This is a genomic window from Histophilus somni, from assembly GCF_014202395.1.
Lineage (GTDB): Bacteria > Pseudomonadota > Gammaproteobacteria > Enterobacterales > Pasteurellaceae > Histophilus > Histophilus somni.
In genome coordinates this window covers 42,115-60,171 of the sequence record NZ_JACHGQ010000013.1, presented here as the reverse complement: position 1 = coordinate 60,171, position 18,057 = coordinate 42,115, and the positions used below count along the sequence as shown (strand labels likewise).

Genomic DNA, 18,057 nt, shown 5'->3' with positions numbered 1-18,057 from the left:
ACTGTAGACTGTAGACTGTAGACTGTAGACTGTAGACTGTAGACTGTAGACTGTCATTTTTTCCGTTCTATTTTATTTGTCAAGTAAAAAATTCTCGCTATTTTATCCTAAATTTTTATAGGAAAGAAACGATTTTTTACTTTTTATCCTAACTTAATTGAGGCGAACAATTAAAAATGTTTGATGCTCAAATAGGATTGAATAATCACCGCACTTTTTAGCATAACGAAAAATCCCTATTGAGCCATTTCTTTCAATAGGGATTATATTTTTTAGGTTAATTTTGTGATTATTTGTCGTGCCAAAATGTTTGAGAAAAGAATGTGATAACTTTCTTTACTCTCATCATTTACTCATCTAAGAAACTGCGTAGGGTTTCAGAACGACTTGGATGACGCAATTTACGCAATGCTTTAGCTTCAATTTGACGAATACGTTCACGAGTTACATCAAATTGTTTCCCGACTTCTTCCAAGGTATGATCTGTATTCATATCAATACCAAAACGCATACGCAAGACTTTTGCTTCTCTTGGGGTTAGTCCTTCCAACACTTCATGCGTTGCAGCACGCAAACTTTGGGCTGTCGCAGAATCTAACGGTAGCTCTAACGTATTGTCTTCAATAAAATCACCTAAGTGGGAATCATCGTCATCACCGATAGGCGTTTCCATAGAGATAGGCTCTTTTGCGATTTTTAATACTTTACGAATTTTATCCTCAGGCATTCCCATTCGTTCAGCTAATTCTTCAGATGTGGCTTCACGCCCCATTTTTTGTAACATTTGACGAGAAATGCGGTTTAATTTATTGATAGTTTCAATCATATGCACTGGAATGCGGATCGTTCTTGCTTGATCTGCAATAGAGCGTGTAATCGCTTGACGTATCCACCAAGTTGCATAGGTTGAAAATTTATAACCCCGCCGGTATTCAAATTTATCTACCGCTTTCATTAAACCAATATTTCCTTCTTGAATGAGATCAAGGAATTGCAATCCACGGTTAGTGTATTTCTTCGCAATTGAAATAACCAAACGTAAATTTGCTTCAACCATTTCTTTTTTTGCACGGCGAGCTTTTAATTCTCCTTGTGCCACTTTGTCACAAATTTCACGAATTTGAGAAATAGTTAAATTGGTTTCCTGTTCAATTTTTAATAATTGGTTTATGCTTTGACGAACCGCACTTTCATGTTGTATTAATCTTTCAGACCAAGGTTTTCTTGCAAGCAGTAATTTATCCAGCCAACCCTCTGAACTTTCATTACCAATAAATAATTTTTGGAAATTTTCTTTTGGCATTTTAGCCAAATCAACTACCAGCTTTTGAATTTGTCGTTCATGCTGACGAACAGATTTCATCATATCACGCATATAATTGACCAACGCATCGAACTGTTTAGGCACTAAACGGAACTGAGTAAAAATATCGGCTAATGCTTGAATATGATCTTTTGCTTGTTTACGGGAACGACCATATTTTTCTATTGCGGCTAAGGTTTTTTGGTGTTGCATTCGTAGTGCTTCAAATTTCTCACGAGCAACTTCTGGGGCAATTGTGTTATCCGAATCAGAGTCTACATTGCTATTATCTTCGCTATCTTCTTCCTCTTCTTCATCGTTTACATCAACATTGCTTTCTACATGTTCTTCATCATCTTCTGTAAGTATGTCGTCGGCTTCAATTATCTCTTCTTCAACAACCGCATTTGGATCAACAAAACCGGTAATGAGATCAGCCAACCGCATACCGCCTTCTTCAACTAAAGTATACTGTTCAAGAAGATAATTGAGAGCTTTAGGATAAGCGGCTACGGCACTTTGTACTTCATTAATCCCTTCTTCGATGCGTTTTGCAATATCGATTTCGCCTTCACGCGTAAGAAGTTCAACACTTCCCATTTCACGCATATACATACGCACAGGATCTGTTGTTCTTCCTAACTCTGCCTCTACACTTGATAATACTTGAGTCGCTTCCTCAACAGCATCCTCATCCGTAATATTTTCATTGAGCATCAAGTCATCAGCATCAGGCACACTTTCAAGTACTTGAATACCCATATCATTGATCATTTGAATCACATCTTCAATTTGATCAGCATCAACAAGATCTTCAGGAAGATGATCATTCACTTCGGCATAAGTTAAATAACCTTGTTCTTTACCTCGTGCAATTAACAATTTCAGCTGAGATTGTTTATTTTGTTCCATTTAATATCTGCCTCGATTAATAAGGATTGAAGAATGGAGAATTCTACCATTCTTATAAAAGATTAACTATTTCTTTTCTTGCTTTTTCGATAATAATTGTGCTAATTCTATCTTTTCATCATTAGTTAAGCCAACCATACGTTCTTGACCAATTAATTCTTCAATACGCTTATCGACTAACTGCTTATAAAGATGAATCAAGGTTTCTCTAAATTCTTGCTCAATTTTATCATCATCAACAGCATGATCCCACGTAGCTAAAATTTCAAGTGCTTGGCTATATTCCGTGTCTCGCCAATGTTCCAAAATTTGTCCAGCTCGTATACCAACATTTTCACGACAAAGTATTACAATTTTTTCAAATAAATCCAAGCCCGGCTCTTGTAAAACTTTTAGTGGCGATAAATCAGGGACAATTTTAGCTAAATTTGTGTTTTGTAATAAAAGTGCGATTAAAACTCGCATCGGTGTTCTTTTTACTGTTTTCGGAATTTTTTGTTTATATTCAACCTGTTGTTGATTGGATAGTAATCTATCTAACTTGTCCGGATTAAATATGCCTACTTTTTGACCGAACATATCACGTAAAGACAATCGTAACATTTCTCCCGGCACTTTCTGAATTAAAGGAATTGCAAGAGAAGCTAATTTGGCTTTTCCTTCTGTTGAGGAAAAATCAACTTTAGCACTTAAAGTATTAAATAAAAATTCACTTAATGATTGTGCTTGATGAATATAATCCTCAAATCCTTCTTTGCCATATTGTCGAATAAAACTATCAGGATCTTCTTTCTCCGGTAAAAAAATAAATTTTAATTGCCTACCATCTTCCAATAAAGGAAGTGCATTTTCTAAAGCACGCCAAGCCGCATCTCTTCCTGCTCTGTCACCGTCATAACAACAAATAATTTGTTCTGTTGAACGAAAGGCTAATTGTAATTGCTCAGTGGTGGTTGCTGTCCCTAAAGATGCCACAGCATAGTCAACGCCGAATTGTGCTAAAGCTACAACATCCATATAGCCTTCAACGATAACCAACATTTCAGGACTATCATTAATTTGTAACGCTTCAAATAAACCATAAAGTTCATAACCTTTATGATAAGTTACGCTCTCAGGAGAGTTTAAGTATTTCGGTCTGTTATCACTTTGGGTAATAATTCGCCCCCCAAAAGCAATAACTCTCCCTCTTCTATCTCGAATAGGAAAAGTAACTCGCTGACGAAAACGATCAAATAATTCACCGCTCTCTCGTTTATTTACCATTCCCACATCAAATAATTTCTGAATTTCTTCTCTATTTGTGGCAAATTTTTTTATAAAAAAACTAGATTGCTGTGGAGAAAAGCCGATTTGAAAACGTTGAATAATTTCTATTGATAAACCACGCTGTTGTAAATAATTCTGTGCGGGGATATTTTGCGTTAATTGCTCTTGATAGAATTTTGCAATTTCTTGCATTAGTTCGTACAGATTGCGTTTAGTTTTAAAACTAACTCGTGTTTTTTCATCAAGCGTATTCTCTCTCGGGACTTCTAAACCATGCAAAGAAGCCAGTTCTTCGATTGCCTCAACAAATTCTAACTTATCATATTCCATTAAAAATGAGATCGCATTTCCATGTGCGTGGCAACCAAAACAGTGATAAAACTGTTTTTTCGGACTCACCGTAAAAGAAGGTGTTTTTTCATGATGAAAAGGGCAACAGGCTTGATAATCTCGCCCTTGTTTTTTGAGTTTAACCCTAGAATCAATCAGATCTACAATATCTGTTCTAGCTAAAATATCATCAATAAATGAATGCGGTATTTTGCCTGACATAAAAAAGATGAATCCCTAAAATAGCATCAAATAGGAATAAACTAGCCTAATAATACTATAAAAGCAAATATGATAGAGAATTTATAAAAGAAACAAAACCGTGATTCCTATGAGGTTTCACGGTCTGTTTAACTCGAGTTTAATTAAAAAAATTTTTTAATTAGTACAAACGTGTATTACGTGCATTTTCACGAGCCACACGTTTCGCATGACGTTTAGCACGCGTTGCATTTTCACGTTTGCGAATAGTTGTCGGTTTTTCATAAAATTCACGACTGCGGACTTCTGCTAAGATGCCTGCTTTTTCACAAGAGCGTTTGAAACGACGTAATGCAACGTCGAATGATTCGTTTTCACGTACTTTAATTACTGGCATAAGCCATCACCTCAATGATTAATTAATATTTTGCAAAATTTAATATTGTTCAATAAACGAATTATTGACCCTAAAACAAGGGTTGCGATTTTAATCTAAATTTACACTAAAAGCAAAGGGAAGATTGCATTATTGTAATATGACATAAAATCTTTCTCTGTAATAGTACAAAAAGGTTAAAAAATTACTGTCTAATTTTAGCCATCTCAAATTCAATTAACATGATTAGAATATGAATAACTTTAATATGAATTTCTTGAATACGATCTGCAAAACGGAAATGAGGTACACGAATTTCCACATCCGCAAGTCCCGCCATTTTTCCACCATCTTTCCCCGTCAGGGCAATCACTTTCATACCTTTGGCTTTTGCCGCTTCAATAGCATTTAATACATTTTTTGAGTTACCTGAGGTTGATATGCCTAATAATACATCGCCCTTTTGCCCAACAGCCTCTACATAACGAGAAAATACATGTTCATAGCCAAAATCATTGCTTACACAGCTTAAATGGCTAACATCTGAGATTGCTATCGCCGGATACCCCGGACGATTTTCACGATAGCGTCCCGTTAGTTCCTCTGCAAAATGCATTGCATCACAATGTGAACCGCCATTACCACAAGATAATACCTTACCGTGTTGTTTAAAACTATCCGAAATCAGTAATGCGGCTTGTTGAATGAGCTTGATATTTTGTTCGTTACTGATAAATTTATTTAGTACATCTTGTGCTTCCAATAACTCAGTTTTCACTTGTTCCAAGTACATAATTTGTCTCCTTAATGTTTTATTTTATTCGTCTATATAACCTAAACTGCGTAATGCACGCTCATCATCAGCCCAGCCGGATTTAACTTTTACCCATAGTTCAAGATGAACTTTATTATCAAATAAACGTTCCATATCTTGACGAGCTTCAGTACCGATAGTTTTTAATTTTTGTCCTTTCGCCCCGATAACCATTTTTTTCTGCCCTTCACGTTCAACCAAAATTAAGCCATTAATTTCGTAAATACCACGCTCATTAAGTTTAAATTGCTCAATTTCCACCGTTACGGAGTAGGGTAATTCTTCCCCTGTAAAACGCATTAATTTCTCCCGAATAATTTCAGATGCCATAAAGCGTTGTGAGCGATCTGTCACATAATCTTCCGGAAAATGGTGTACTCCTTTACGTAAAGAAGTGCGGACTATTTTTTCTAAATTGTGAATATTATTACCTCGCTGAGCAGAAATTGGGATAATTTCTTTAAACTCCAACTTTTGACTAACGTCTGTAATAAAAGGTAAAAGTTCATCTTTATTTTTAATGTTATCCACTTTATTAATTGCTAACACGACAGGTGCTTTTGCACGACGTAATTTATTCAACACCATCTCATCATCGTCATTCCAGTGTGTGCCATCAACCACAAAAATTATCAGATCAACATCGCCAATTGCACTACTCGCTGCTCTATTCATCAAGCGATTAATCGCACGTTTTTCTTCAATATGTAACCCAGGTGTATCTACGTAAACCGCTTGATAAACACCTTCAGTGTGAATACCGACTATACGATGCCTTGTTGTTTGTGCTTTACGTGAAGTAATGGAAATTTTCTGTCCTAAGATTTTATTTAATAAAGTGGATTTACCCACATTTGGACGTCCAACAATAGCGATAAAACCACAATAAGTTTCTTGTTCTGTCATTTTTTCTCTCATATTATGCAAGGACAAAAAAATATTGTCCCGACGGGTATAGTTATTTAATTTTCAATTTTTCAATAGCTTGTTGAGCAGCATGTTGTTCCGCTTTACGGCGACTAGTCCCTTGTCCAAAAACGACGTCAGTAAGTGTTTCCACTTTACAGCTCACTCTAAAAGACTGATTGTGAGCATCTCCCTTAATTTCTATCACTTCATATTCAGGAAGTTTTAAGCGATGCCCTTGCAAAAACTCTTGCAAGCGTGTTTTGGGATCTTTTTGTGCCTCTCCCGGTTTTATTTGTTCAAGTAATTCCTGATACCACTGATAAACTCGAGCTAAAGCAACATCGATTCCTGCATCTAAATAAATCGCTGCAATTAACGCTTCAACACAATCAGATAGAATAGATTCTCGGCGAAATCCACCGCTCTTTAACTCTCCAGCACCTAGTTTTAAGTAATCACCCAATTCAACTTGGCGAGCCACAACAGCTAAAGTTTGTTCTTTAACCAACGTTGCACGCATCCGGCTTAATTCACCTTCATTAGACTTAGGAAATTTTTCGTAAAGTGCTTTGCCAATAGCAAAATTTAGAATGGAATCACCTAGAAATTCCAAACGTTCATTATTAAATGCAGCAGCACTTCGATGCGTTAATGCTTGTTTAAGATAATCAAGATTAGTAAATTGGTGACCTAATTTTTTTTGTAATTTTTCCAGTTGCATAATTTTTTTCAAGAATATCAATAAGAAACGTAAATTTGATGTTCCACATCAAAAATAATGGAACATAATACCCCTATTTAATCTATTTGAAAATAAAAGAAAGGCATATTATTTTTTTGCGACTAAACTACCGCACTTTTACCGGATTTTTCATAACACAGAAACGCCCTTTAATTTAAAGGGCGTTTTATTAAGTCAATAATTTGTCATTTAATTGAGGTAAACATTCTTGAAAAACGAATGCCTTTTGGAAATTCATCTTGTTTTTTATCAAGACTCAACCAAATAAATTCAGCTTTACCTACAATATTTTTTTCCGGAACGAAACCCCAAAAACGACCATCTGCACTCTGATCTCGGTTGTCACCCAACACAAAATATTGCCCCTCCGGTACAATCCATTCGGTTACGTAATCTTTTTGCTGACGGTAACCACTGTACATATAAGTGCGGTTAAAAATGCGTGGATCCCAATGAATTTGATGTTCCACATCGCCTTTCTCAGTTAAGACCAAAGGATTTTCATCGCCATAGATAGCTTTTCCTTGTGCATCCTTACCAACGATCATAGTAAATTCAGGATTACGCTGTGGCTCGCTGTAACTAAATTCCTTTATTTGACAATCATAAACACATTCTTTGCCGTCTTTATTATAAATAATTGTCACATGACGCGTTTTTTCATCATAAAAAACACGATCTCCGGATATTCCAACTATTCTCTTAATATAATCAATATTTGGTTCTAAAGGTGCTTTAAAGACAATTATATCACCACGTTGCGGCTTTCCCGTTTCAATAAGTGTGTTTTGAAAAATCGGATCTTTAATGCCATAGGCATATTTTTTGACCAATAAAAAATCCCCGACACGCAAGGTTGGCTCCATAGAAACAGATGGGATTTGAAACGGTTCAAAAAGAAAAGAACGTAAAATAAGTACGAAAGTCAATACAGGAAATAGGGAAGCTAACAATTCACTCCCCTCAGAAATCGGCTCAATTTTACTTTTTTCTTCATCCGTTAATATTTTACCGCTACGCTGTTCTGCACGAGCAATTTGTCTGCTCCGCTTGGGCAAGATAACAAAACGGTTATAGCACCATAAAACACCACAAAGTGCGGTCAATAAAATTAATAAAATATTGAATGTATTCGGTAGTGCCAAATGATCAAGCAATTTCCAAATGGCATATCCCGCTGCAATTAATATAACGAAAAATAAATTTGATTTAGACATTGGTGTTTCCTTACTTATCTTTACCAACATGTAAAATAGCTAAAAACGCCTCTTGCGGTACTTCTACATTACCTAAAGATTTCATCCGTTTTTTACCTTCTTTTTGTTTTTGTAACAATTTTTTCTTACGACTTACATCTCCCCCATAACATTTTGCCAATACGTTTTTACGCAATTGTTTTACAGTAGAACGAGCGATAATGTGGTTGCCGATCGCCGCCTGAATAGCAATATCAAATTGTTGACGAGGGATAAGTTCTCGCATTTTTTCCACCAATTCACGTCCACGATATTGTGCATTGTCTTTATGTACAATTAAAGCTAACGCATCAACTCGTTCACCGTTGATCATAATATCCACACGCACCATGTCGGCTGCTTGAAAACGTTTGAAACCATAATCCAACGAGGCGTAACCACGAGAAGTTGATTTAAGGCGATCAAAGAAATCCAACACGACCTCACCCATTGGAATTTCATAAGTCAGTGCCACTTGGTTACCGTGATATACCATGTTCGTTTGCACTCCACGTTTTTCTACACAAAGTGTTATAACATTACCTAAGTAAGATTGTGGCAAAAGCATATTACATTCTGCGATCGGCTCACGAATTTCAGCAATATTGTTTAGTGGGGGTAATTTTGCCGGACTATCTACATAAATCACTTCGCCATTGGTTTGTTCCACTTCATAAACCACAGTTGGTGCAGTGGTGATTAAATCAAGATCATATTCACGTTCTAAACGCTCTTGAATGATCTCCATGTGTAAAAGTCCTAAAAAACCGCAACGAAAACCGAAGCCAAGTGCGGTAGAATTTTCAGGCTCATAAAATAAAGACGCATCATTTAGACTTAGTTTACCTAAGGCATCACGAAATGATTCATAATCATCAGAGCTAATTGGGAAAAGCCCTGCATAAACTTGAGGTTTAACTTTTTTAAATCCCGGAAGCACAGAGGTTGCCGGATTATGATGTGAAGTTAATGTATCTCCCACCGGTGCACCTAAAATGTCTTTAATCGCACAAACAAGCCAACCTACCTCACCTGTTTTCAGCTCTGTTGTATCTACTTGTTTTGGTGTAAAAATACCAAGACGATCAACATTATAAGATTGACCCGTTGACATAACTTTAATTTTATCGCCTTTGCGTAAAATACCGTTTTTAACACGCACTAAAGATACAACACCCAAATAATTATCAAACCAAGAATCAATGATCAATGCCTGTAACGGGGCATTCGGATCACCTTCAGGGGCAGGGATCTTACGTACAATTTCTTCTAATACATCTTCAATACCCACACCGGTTTTCGCCGAGCAACGCACTGCATCAATGGCATCAATGCCAACAATATCTTCAATTTCTTCAGCGACTCGCTCAGGTTCTGCCGCCGGCAAATCAATTTTGTTTAAAATAGGTACAACTTCCAAATCCATTTCAATGGCTGTATAACAGTTTGCCAAGGTTTGTGCTTCTACGCCTTGCCCAGCATCAACTACTAATAAAGCCCCTTCACAAGCCGCTAAAGAACGAGATACCTCATAGGAAAAATCCACGTGTCCCGGTGTATCGATAAAGTTAAGTTGATAAGTTTCACCATCTTTAGCTCTGTAATTTAAAGTAACGCTCTGTGCTTTAATAGTAATTCCTCGCTCACGCTCCAAATCCATTGAATCCAGTACTTGAGCTTCCATTTCACGATCAGAAAGACCGCCACAACTCTGAATTAAGCGATCGGAAAGAGTCGATTTACCATGGTCAATGTGTGCAATAATAGAAAAGTTACGAATATTTTTCATAAAAATAAAATCTAAAAGTTTTTCATTAATATAAGATAAAATTTAATCGGCTGATTGTACCTGAAAGCAAAAAAAACTGCTAGAACTGTTAATAATTCAATAGACAGGAAATGCAGTAGTTTTAATTTTCATAAAAAACTGACCGCACTTTTTAATCGAAAATAAATTAAAAACTCAATACTACCCCAATAACCGCTGTACTAAACCAATATAAATATTTACCCCAGTCAGCAATTGATTTTCATCAAAATCGAAGTTTGCCTCATGATGCCCAGCTGTACGATCAGCACCAATAATAAAATAAATCGCTTTACCACCATGATCTTGCACACGACGCCCTAAAATCGTTGCATCTTCGCTGGCATTAAACGCATAATCAGCAGTAGAGTCATTGATTCCAGGTTGTTGAATGGCAATTTCCTCGATCAATTTAACTAACTCAAGATCATTATTCATATCCACTGCTTCACCCATAATTTCAGTTTCATAACTTACATCGAAACTAATCGCAATGCCTTTGGCAATTTGCATAACTTGATCCACCATATATTGATTAATCTCTTTATTTTCACCACGTACTTCAAGTTGAATTTCCGCACTGCTCGGAATCACATTACGCCCTTCACCTGCTTTTAATACACCTACATTAATTCGAGACATCCCCTCACCATGACGAGCAATGCTATGGAATTGTGTTACGGCATTAGCCGCTGCTAATAATGCATTTCGACCTAAATGTGGAGCAGCACCAGCATGTGCAGGTCGTCCTTTATAACGAATATCAATTTTGGTTGTGGAAAGGAAATTACGAGGATTTGCTAAGACAGTACCTGTGTTGGCACAAAAGCTAATATGGGAAGAGGCAAAATAATCCGCATCATCAATCACTCCACTTGCAGCAATAGCTGCTGCGCCTCTCACTCCCTCTTCAGCAGGCTGAAAGACAATTTTGACTTTACCGTTAAATTTATCCTTATTTTGTGAAAGCCATGACGCAATACCTAGACCAATTGTGATGTGTCCATCATGACCACAAGCATGCATAAACCCTAGATTTAATGAGGCAAATTTTAATTTATTGGGTAAATGATTAGGATCATTGGTTTCAGTCACATTAACACAATCTATATCAAAGCGTAATGCCAAGGTTTTTCCCTGTTTACCAGAATCAAATACAGCAACACAACCTGTATAGCCATTCATTCTCTCTAGCCATTTGGTTTTTGCACCATAAGAAATAGCACTTTCAATGCCTTTCTCAACTAATTTCGTATCACGACCACGCACAAAATCATGATGAATAATTTGATTGCCGAGTAAAATCTCAGCCCCCATTTCTTCTAAATAATCAGCGATGCGACTGGTTGTCCAAAACTCTGTCCAACCAGTTTCAGGAAAACGGTGAAATTCTCTTCGCCATTCAATTAACCTAGCTAAATTCGTCATATATCCCCCATTAAACTCTCCAAACTTTAACCGCACCTTATCAAATGAATTATCAAAGTGCGGTCAGTATTACTTATATTTATAACATAAATAACGTTAAAAATAAGGTTGCCAAAATCATACCCAGTGCAGTACGTTTCACTATTTCTACAGGACTTACCATTGCTAAACCGGCACAAACAATGGTTACTCCTGCAATTGGAGAAGCGGTACGTCCAATCGCTCCGGCAATAGCCGCCGCCATTCCTAAATTGACATGGGTATAACCCAATTCCACTGCATGTGGTGTTACAGCGGTATTAAATGCGATTGCCGCAGCATCACCTGAACCTGTTACCAAACCCATTAAGAATGGTCCGATAGTCGCTCCCCAACGGACAAATTCGTTAGAATGTTTCAAAAATTCAATAGCGGAATCTACCGCTCCTGTCGCTTTTAATCCTGCAACAAACACACTTGCGGCAATGATGATCCCTAATACATTGGCATAAGAATTACCCATTCCATTAAAAAATTCTTCGGTAATTTTAACCGGAGAAATTCGGGTAACTAAAATGGCATAAATCGCACCAATTAACATTGCTTGTGGCACGCCCATTTTTGTCCACGCTAATCCTGGGTTTTCAGCTAAAGAGGTTCCGCCGAGAACCAATATAATCAACGGAACGAGAGGTGCTAAAGCATAGAATATATTCACCTTACTGAAAGTACTTTCCGTTTGTTGATTTTCTTGTAAATAGGCTTTCCGATGTTCCTCACCGTAATCTTTAAATACAATCGCTAACAAAGTTAAAACTACTGTGCCGATTGCACCTGCAATCATAGTGTAAGGTGCATGAGACAAATTCACTTCGGTAATGGTCAATTTCGACATTTCGCTAATCATTGCACTATGAGAAGATCCGGGACTCATCATTGAACCAAAAGTCCCTGCCAAAATCGCCGCACCTGCCGTTGCCGGACGTACACCCGCACTTTTCAATACTGGAATTAAAGTGGCACCAACAGCCGCTGCACAACCTGCTGCTGACGGAATAGCAATATTAATAAAGAACGTAATAACTGTTGCAATCGGAATTAAAAAGAATTTTAAACCACTTAACGGACGAGTCATTAAATGTACCAAATGTGTATCGCATTGAGTGTATTTCATCACATAAGCAAACCCCATACTGGAGCAAATAGCCATGATTAAACCGCTACTGGTCATGGATTTAGCAAAAGCATCAAACGCCTCCATTGGTTTGAAAGTCAACATTGCCATCAACAAACCAACACTGATTAATACTGTACGAGTTTCATATTTTTTAATGAGAAGATAAACCGTGGCGATAATGCCAAGAATAGCCACAATAGAATTAAACTGTATCATAGTTATATCCTTAATAATTAAATGTCGAATGAGGTGCTAAGGTACTCAGTTGCATATTTTCGCTAAAACGTAACACCTTTTGTTCACCAAGAACTGTTGCTTTTTCTCCTTGAACATGCAACGCAGTACCTTCAGGCAACGCATATACAAGTGCGGTCGGATTGATGATTAAAAATTCTTTTAATCGATCCTCACGACTTTCTCCATTATGCCCTTGAATTTTGCTTGAAATAAAATGAGGATTGATTTGATGTGGAAATAGATTTAACGCAGTAAAAGATGGTGGATAAATAATCGGCATATCATTAGTTGTCATAATTGAACTACCTGCTACGTTTGCCCCTGCACTCCAACCAAAATAAGGTGTCCCGTTATTTACTTTCTCCCGAATAATATTCATGACATTATATTCATACATCCGTTGTAATAAGCAAAACGTATTACCCCCACCAATACCGATCACATCGGCTTGCTCAATAATATCCGCATGTTTTTTGCCGTGATGAACGGAGATAATTTCCATGCCTAAACAAGATAAAGCTTGTTGCACCGCTATTTCGTATTCATCAAAAGAACGAGTAACGCCGGCATAAGGGATAAAGGCGAGCTTTTTACCTTTATATGCCATCAAAAATTGATCCAACCAAGGTAGTGTATGAATTAAGTAACCGGTATCTTTGTATTTAGAACTGCTCATCAGTAACATATTTTTCATTATTTTTTCCTTCCATCTATGAGATTTTTACTATTATGCAATGAAAACAAAGAAATTAAAATTTTCAGTATAAATGTATTTTTATTTCTTTGTTAGAGTTAGACAAAAAAGATTTATTTTTTATACAACCAGACGGTTTGAAGAATGACGCAAGAAATTCATAATCTATGATGACAGCACAGCACGATTGTATTCGTTTTTAACTAACGAATACACCTCTTTTTTATCCATTTCTTCGATAAGGCTTAGTTCTTGGCATATGAGAACTAGGTCTTATTTTTTATCTTTCACACAAGGAATCCCACTATGAATACCATCTTTAAAATCAAATGGAACGTTGCTACTCGACCGGTAAAATGCAATTAAATAGCACCGAAGCACCTAATGCATCGACTATTTTATTAGTCGCTTCCGATTCTAAATTAGATGCCTCGGCAGACACTGCCAGTGCGGACATAAGTCGGGAAACAGTGCCGTTGTGTTTGGCGTTACAGATTTGGTGTATAAAAATGCAATGGCACAGTAGGCTTTACATATTCTTGGGAATAAAATAATAATAGAAATTATTATCATTAATTGACATGCGCGGGATATTTTTATATAATTGCCCTACTTTTTTTACCAATCTTTTTAACCATACATAAGTAGGAAAATTATGTCTAATAAATTTAAACTCACTGCGGTAGCGTTTTCCGTATTAAGCACTTGTGTTTATGCGGAAGAAATGCTCGATCAAATTAATGTAGAATATAAACTGCCACCTAAACAGGAAGTCTTTAAAAAAGCGGGGGCAACCAGTGTAAGAGAAAATATTTCCACGTCAACGCAATCTATTGATGACATCATCAGAACGGTACCGGGTGCGTTTACCAACCTTGATAAAAGTTCGGGGACAGTGTCGGTGAACGTTCGTGGTCAAACGGGATTTGGACGGGTGAATACAATGGTGGACGGTATTTCCCAAACCTTTTTTGCCACATCGGGAGATAACAGCGAAAAATCCGGTGGAACCTCTCAATTCGGTGCAACCATTGACCCTGCGTTTATTACCAGTGTAGATATTCAACGAGGTGGTATTAGTGGAAAAGGTGGTGTAAATGGGTTAATTGGTTCTGCTAACTTTAGAACAATTGGTGTTGATGATGTGATAAGTGAAGGTAATAGAGCGGGTATTTTATTGAATGCGGGGGGGGTACAAACGCTATAGGGCCTAATTATATGGGTGCGGTTGCTTTTCGCTATCCTTTTTCCGATACAAGAACATTAGGTTTTATGTATGCGTATAGTTGGCGTAAAAGCTCGCAAAATTTTAAAGTAGGTGGTGGAACGAATATTGTAGATGTAGATAGAGAAGATAATTTACCGAGACTGGCACGAGAAAGTTGTAAAGGGGGATTTTGGATAGATAGTTGTACTCTAGAAGCAATAGAAAAGTACAATCGTCAACCCTATGATCCGAATAAATTACTCCATTATCCCAAAAGCCATTTAGCCAAAATTGAATATAATGATAAATATAATAAAGCCATTCTTTCATACCGCACTTTATCGACCGCACTTTCCGGCAGAAATTTAGAGAATAAAAACTACCAGTTAAACTACCAATTAAACCCGAAAGAGAATTTACAATTTGAATTAATCTTGGCAGATAATACCTCTACGCAAACCTATCACAAGGGAAGCGTATTTAATGGCAAAAAGCTGAAAGATATGTTGGAAAGCAAAAATAGTGCAAAAACCATGGATATAAATATGCATTTTTCTATTCCGATAACAGAAAAATTCTCTTATGAAGCAACATTAGGTGCCAATATCCTCAAAAATAAATACAGTAAAAATCGCCATCCAAGTGAACTAGCCTATAATTTTGAGGATGGTGAGCCAACTTTTGCTCCGAATTTATATTATTGCCCTAATAGAGGTGAACCGGGTTATCTTCCTTGTTTTTATCACAGCACAAAATCCAATACTTTCCAACCCGATGGCGAACAACGTTTTAAAACCCTCTATTTTGACCAAACCTTTAAATACGATATTTATACCTTAAAATTAAATGCCAATCGCCAAATTTATAAATACAATGGGCAGGTTTTTCGGCGGAGTAGTGTTGGTAGAAACGAAAGGTATGTTCCAACAAATTTGAAATATCAAGATCTTCCTGTATGGCTGTTTAATGCTTCAAAAGATTTTGTTAAACAATATGGTGTAGATGAAGCACTAAGACGAGGATGTAGTAAATATGTAGCTAGTGGAGAATATGTTGATATTTCCTGCTATCTTAACGAATATACCCTAGAAAAAGGCGGTTCAAGATCACATGATAATTATTCAGCTTCATTCTCTGCGGATTTTCACCCGCTCTTTTCGCCATTTGTCAGTTATGCCAAAACCCATCGTGTACCGAATATTAAAGAAATGTATTTCTCTGAAATCGGCGATTTAGCGGTGAGAACCGATTTAAAATCGGAAAAAGCCAAAACGATTCAATTCGGGATTAACGGTTATAAAAATGGCGTATTTTCGGATTTCGACGTACTGGGCTTTAAAATCTTGGCGTATCAAACGAAAATCAGAGATTATATTTTAAATGTCAAACAGGAATGTAGCTCGAATAGCTATAGAGGAAAAGATAAACCTGTATCCGTTGATGACTGCGTTGCACATATTACCCATATTAACTACGAAGGGGGTAAAACAATCTATAAAAAAGCGGAAAATAAACTTAGTTCTACAGCACAGTCACAAACTGGCGGTATTTTTAAGCCACAAGAGTTTACCGGCGGTACGGAAGCGGAGATCATTCCTGTTGCTTCATCGCCTATTGTTAAAATGCAAGGAATAGAATTTGAATTAAATTATGATATCGGTTGGTTCTATGCCAATTTATCCTATGCCAGACAAAAAACCAATCAGCCAAGTTCATATTCCGATTCCAGTAGTGCTGTAAATGACGGTAGTAGCAGTGGAAAATATTTACAAGGGTTCGGATTAAGTAAAATATCGTCTCTACCGAAAGATTACGGTTCCCTTGACTTAGGAACACGTTTATTTGACGGAAAATTAACATTAGGCGGCATTGCCAAATACTACGGTAAAAGTAAACGAGCTAAAGTTGATAAAGTAGATGGCGATGTTATCTTACCGGGGACGTTCAAATCTAAAGATGGCAAAGTATACCTTACTTATGTGCGGATTGCCGGTACAGAAGAAATCAAAGCACAACCGGTGATTTTTGATCTTTATGCCATCTATCAACCGACAGAAAATTTAACCATTAAAGGCGAAATTCAAAATGTCTTTGATAAAAGATATATTAGCCCATTAGATGCGAATAATGATTCTGCAAGCCAAATGACCTTTATTTTTGGTGTGGGCGATGGGTACCAGAAAACCTTAAATAACTATTCAAGAGGACGCACATTTGTTTTAAATGTAAATTATAAATTCTAATTTCTGTCAAGTAAGGCTCAAAACCGATATACATGTTAATCTGCACCTCAAAAGTTGAACTAGATAATCAACTGATTAAGGTGCAGATTTTTATGACACAAAACAGTGTCTTTTCAAATGGTTATTCTTCAGAAAATTCACGCATAAATTCTTCGGCTTTTCTGACCATTTCTCTTGAGCCGACAAAGAGCGGTACTCTTTCGTGTAATTCTTTCGGTTGAATATCTAAAATCCGATCTTTGCCATCGCTTGCGATCCCACCTGCCTGTTCAGCAAGAAAAGCCATCGGATTACCTTCATATAATAAGCGTAATTTTCCTTTAGGATAAGTCGTTGCACTCGGGTAAATATAAATTCCGCCTTTAAGCATATTGCGGTGAAAGTCAGAAACAAGCGAGCCGATATAACGTGAAGTGTAAGGGCGGTCAGTAGACTTATCTTTTTCTTGACAATATTTAATATATTTTTTAACCCCCATTGGGAACTTCAAATACTGTCCTTCATTAATGGAGTAGATTTTACCGTTTGGCGGTATTTGGATATTTTCATGAGATAAACAAAATACGCCTAAAGAGGGGTCATAAGTAAAGCCGTTTACACCGTTGCCTGTAGTATAAACCAACATTGTCGATGAACCATATACAATATAACCGGCGGCAACTTGTTTATGTCCTGGCTGTAAAAAATCTTCTAAGGTAACAGGTGTACCAATGGGAGAAACACGGCGATAAATTGAAAAAATTGTACCGACAGCCACATTGACATCAATATTTGAGGAACCATCCAAAGGATCGGTAAGAATGACATATTTTGCATTGCGACCACGTTCAGTATCAAAGGCAACAAAATTTTCTTCTTCTTCGGAGGCAAATCCTGCCACTTCCTCACGAGTAATCAAGGCCTGCTTCATTGTATTATGTGCAAACAAATCTAACTTCATTTGCGTTTCCCCTTGTACATTTTCAACGCCGGAATTACCAATAATATTGTTGGTTAGTCCTGCCTTATTTATATCACGATGAATGATTTTGGCAACTAAACGCAAGGAAGATAGAATCCCTGACAGCTCTCCTTTAGCGTTGGGATATTCTGCTTGTTTTTCTACAATAAATTGTCCTAATGTTTTCATAATTTAATCCTTCCATAATTTAAATTTACTCTCAGTTGGAGTTGCTTTATTATAACAACCTTCAC

The 18,057-nt window shown here is 36.8% G+C and carries 14 protein-coding genes; 2 read left to right on the top strand and 12 right to left on the bottom strand.

Annotated elements, in window-relative coordinates:
* Positions 1–349: 349 nt before the first annotated feature.
* The 11 genes from rpoD to pepE all read right to left on the bottom strand — a co-directional run bounded on the left by rpoD (position 350) and on the right by pepE (position 13,413).
* Positions 350–2,215: an RNA polymerase sigma factor RpoD gene (rpoD, locus tag HNR69_RS08520; protein ID WP_075294007.1), complete on the bottom strand. Its 1,866-nt coding sequence runs from the start codon at positions 2,213–2,215 to the stop codon at positions 350–352.
* 66 nt (positions 2,216–2,281) lie between these two features.
* Positions 2,282–4,036, bottom strand: coding sequence for a DNA primase (gene dnaG / locus HNR69_RS08515; RefSeq protein ID WP_075294006.1), 1,755 nt, complete (start codon positions 4,034–4,036; stop codon positions 2,282–2,284).
* Positions 4,037–4,196: 160 nt separating this feature from the next.
* Entirely contained in the window at positions 4,197–4,412 is a 216-nt protein-coding gene (gene rpsU, locus HNR69_RS08510) for a 30S ribosomal protein S21 (RefSeq protein ID WP_005717672.1), read from the bottom strand.
* Between the two features lie 184 nt (positions 4,413–4,596).
* On the bottom strand, positions 4,597–5,184 hold the full coding sequence (gene lpcA, locus HNR69_RS08505; RefSeq protein ID WP_075294005.1) for a D-sedoheptulose 7-phosphate isomerase: 588 nt from the start codon (positions 5,182–5,184) through the stop codon (positions 4,597–4,599).
* 24 nt (positions 5,185–5,208) lie between these two features.
* On the bottom strand, positions 5,209–6,111 hold the full coding sequence (era, locus tag HNR69_RS08500; protein ID WP_075294004.1) for a GTPase Era: 903 nt from the start codon (positions 6,109–6,111) through the stop codon (positions 5,209–5,211).
* A 52-nt stretch (positions 6,112–6,163) separates the two neighbouring features.
* The gene (gene rnc, locus HNR69_RS08495; RefSeq protein ID WP_012341647.1) at positions 6,164–6,835 is read right to left on the bottom strand and encodes a ribonuclease III; all 672 of its coding nucleotides are present in this window, start codon (positions 6,833–6,835) and stop codon (positions 6,164–6,166) included.
* Positions 6,836–7,041: 206 nt separating this feature from the next.
* Complete coding sequence (gene lepB, locus HNR69_RS08490) at positions 7,042–8,073, bottom strand: signal peptidase I (protein WP_011609395.1); 1,032 nt, start codon at positions 8,071–8,073, stop codon at positions 7,042–7,044.
* Between the two features lie 10 nt (positions 8,074–8,083).
* Positions 8,084–9,880: a translation elongation factor 4 gene (gene lepA / locus HNR69_RS08485; protein WP_011609396.1), complete on the bottom strand. Its 1,797-nt coding sequence runs from the start codon at positions 9,878–9,880 to the stop codon at positions 8,084–8,086.
* Between the two features lie 180 nt (positions 9,881–10,060).
* Positions 10,061–11,326, bottom strand: coding sequence for a M20 family metallo-hydrolase (locus tag HNR69_RS08480; protein WP_075294003.1), 1,266 nt, complete (start codon positions 11,324–11,326; stop codon positions 10,061–10,063).
* A 79-nt stretch (positions 11,327–11,405) separates the two neighbouring features.
* Entirely contained in the window at positions 11,406–12,698 is a 1,293-nt protein-coding gene (gene dcuC, locus HNR69_RS08475) for a C4-dicarboxylate transporter DcuC (protein ID WP_075294002.1), read from the bottom strand.
* A 10-nt stretch (positions 12,699–12,708) separates the two neighbouring features.
* Positions 12,709–13,413 (bottom strand): dipeptidase PepE, encoded by a 705-nt coding sequence (gene pepE / locus HNR69_RS08470; RefSeq protein WP_011609399.1) that lies wholly within the window; start codon positions 13,411–13,413, stop codon positions 12,709–12,711.
* Positions 13,414–14,068: 655 nt separating this feature from the next.
* On the opposite strand from pepE, the gene HNR69_RS09625 reads away from it, so the two are divergent.
* Entirely contained in the window at positions 14,069–14,620 is a 552-nt protein-coding gene (locus HNR69_RS09625; protein ID WP_232453538.1) for a TonB-dependent receptor plug domain-containing protein, read from the top strand.
* Positions 14,621–14,631: 11 nt separating this feature from the next.
* Positions 14,632–16,863 carry a TonB-dependent receptor domain-containing protein gene (locus tag HNR69_RS08465; protein WP_232453537.1) on the top strand — a complete coding sequence of 744 codons (2,232 nt, stop codon included), beginning with the start codon at positions 14,632–14,634 and terminating at the stop codon, positions 16,861–16,863.
* A 121-nt stretch (positions 16,864–16,984) separates the two neighbouring features.
* Here the strand turns inward: HNR69_RS08465 and fbp are convergent, their stop codons facing one another.
* Positions 16,985–17,992, bottom strand: a complete 1,008-nt coding sequence (gene fbp, locus HNR69_RS08460) for a class 1 fructose-bisphosphatase (RefSeq protein WP_011609402.1) — start codon at positions 17,990–17,992, stop codon at positions 16,985–16,987.
* Positions 17,993–18,057: the final 65 nt, after the last annotated feature.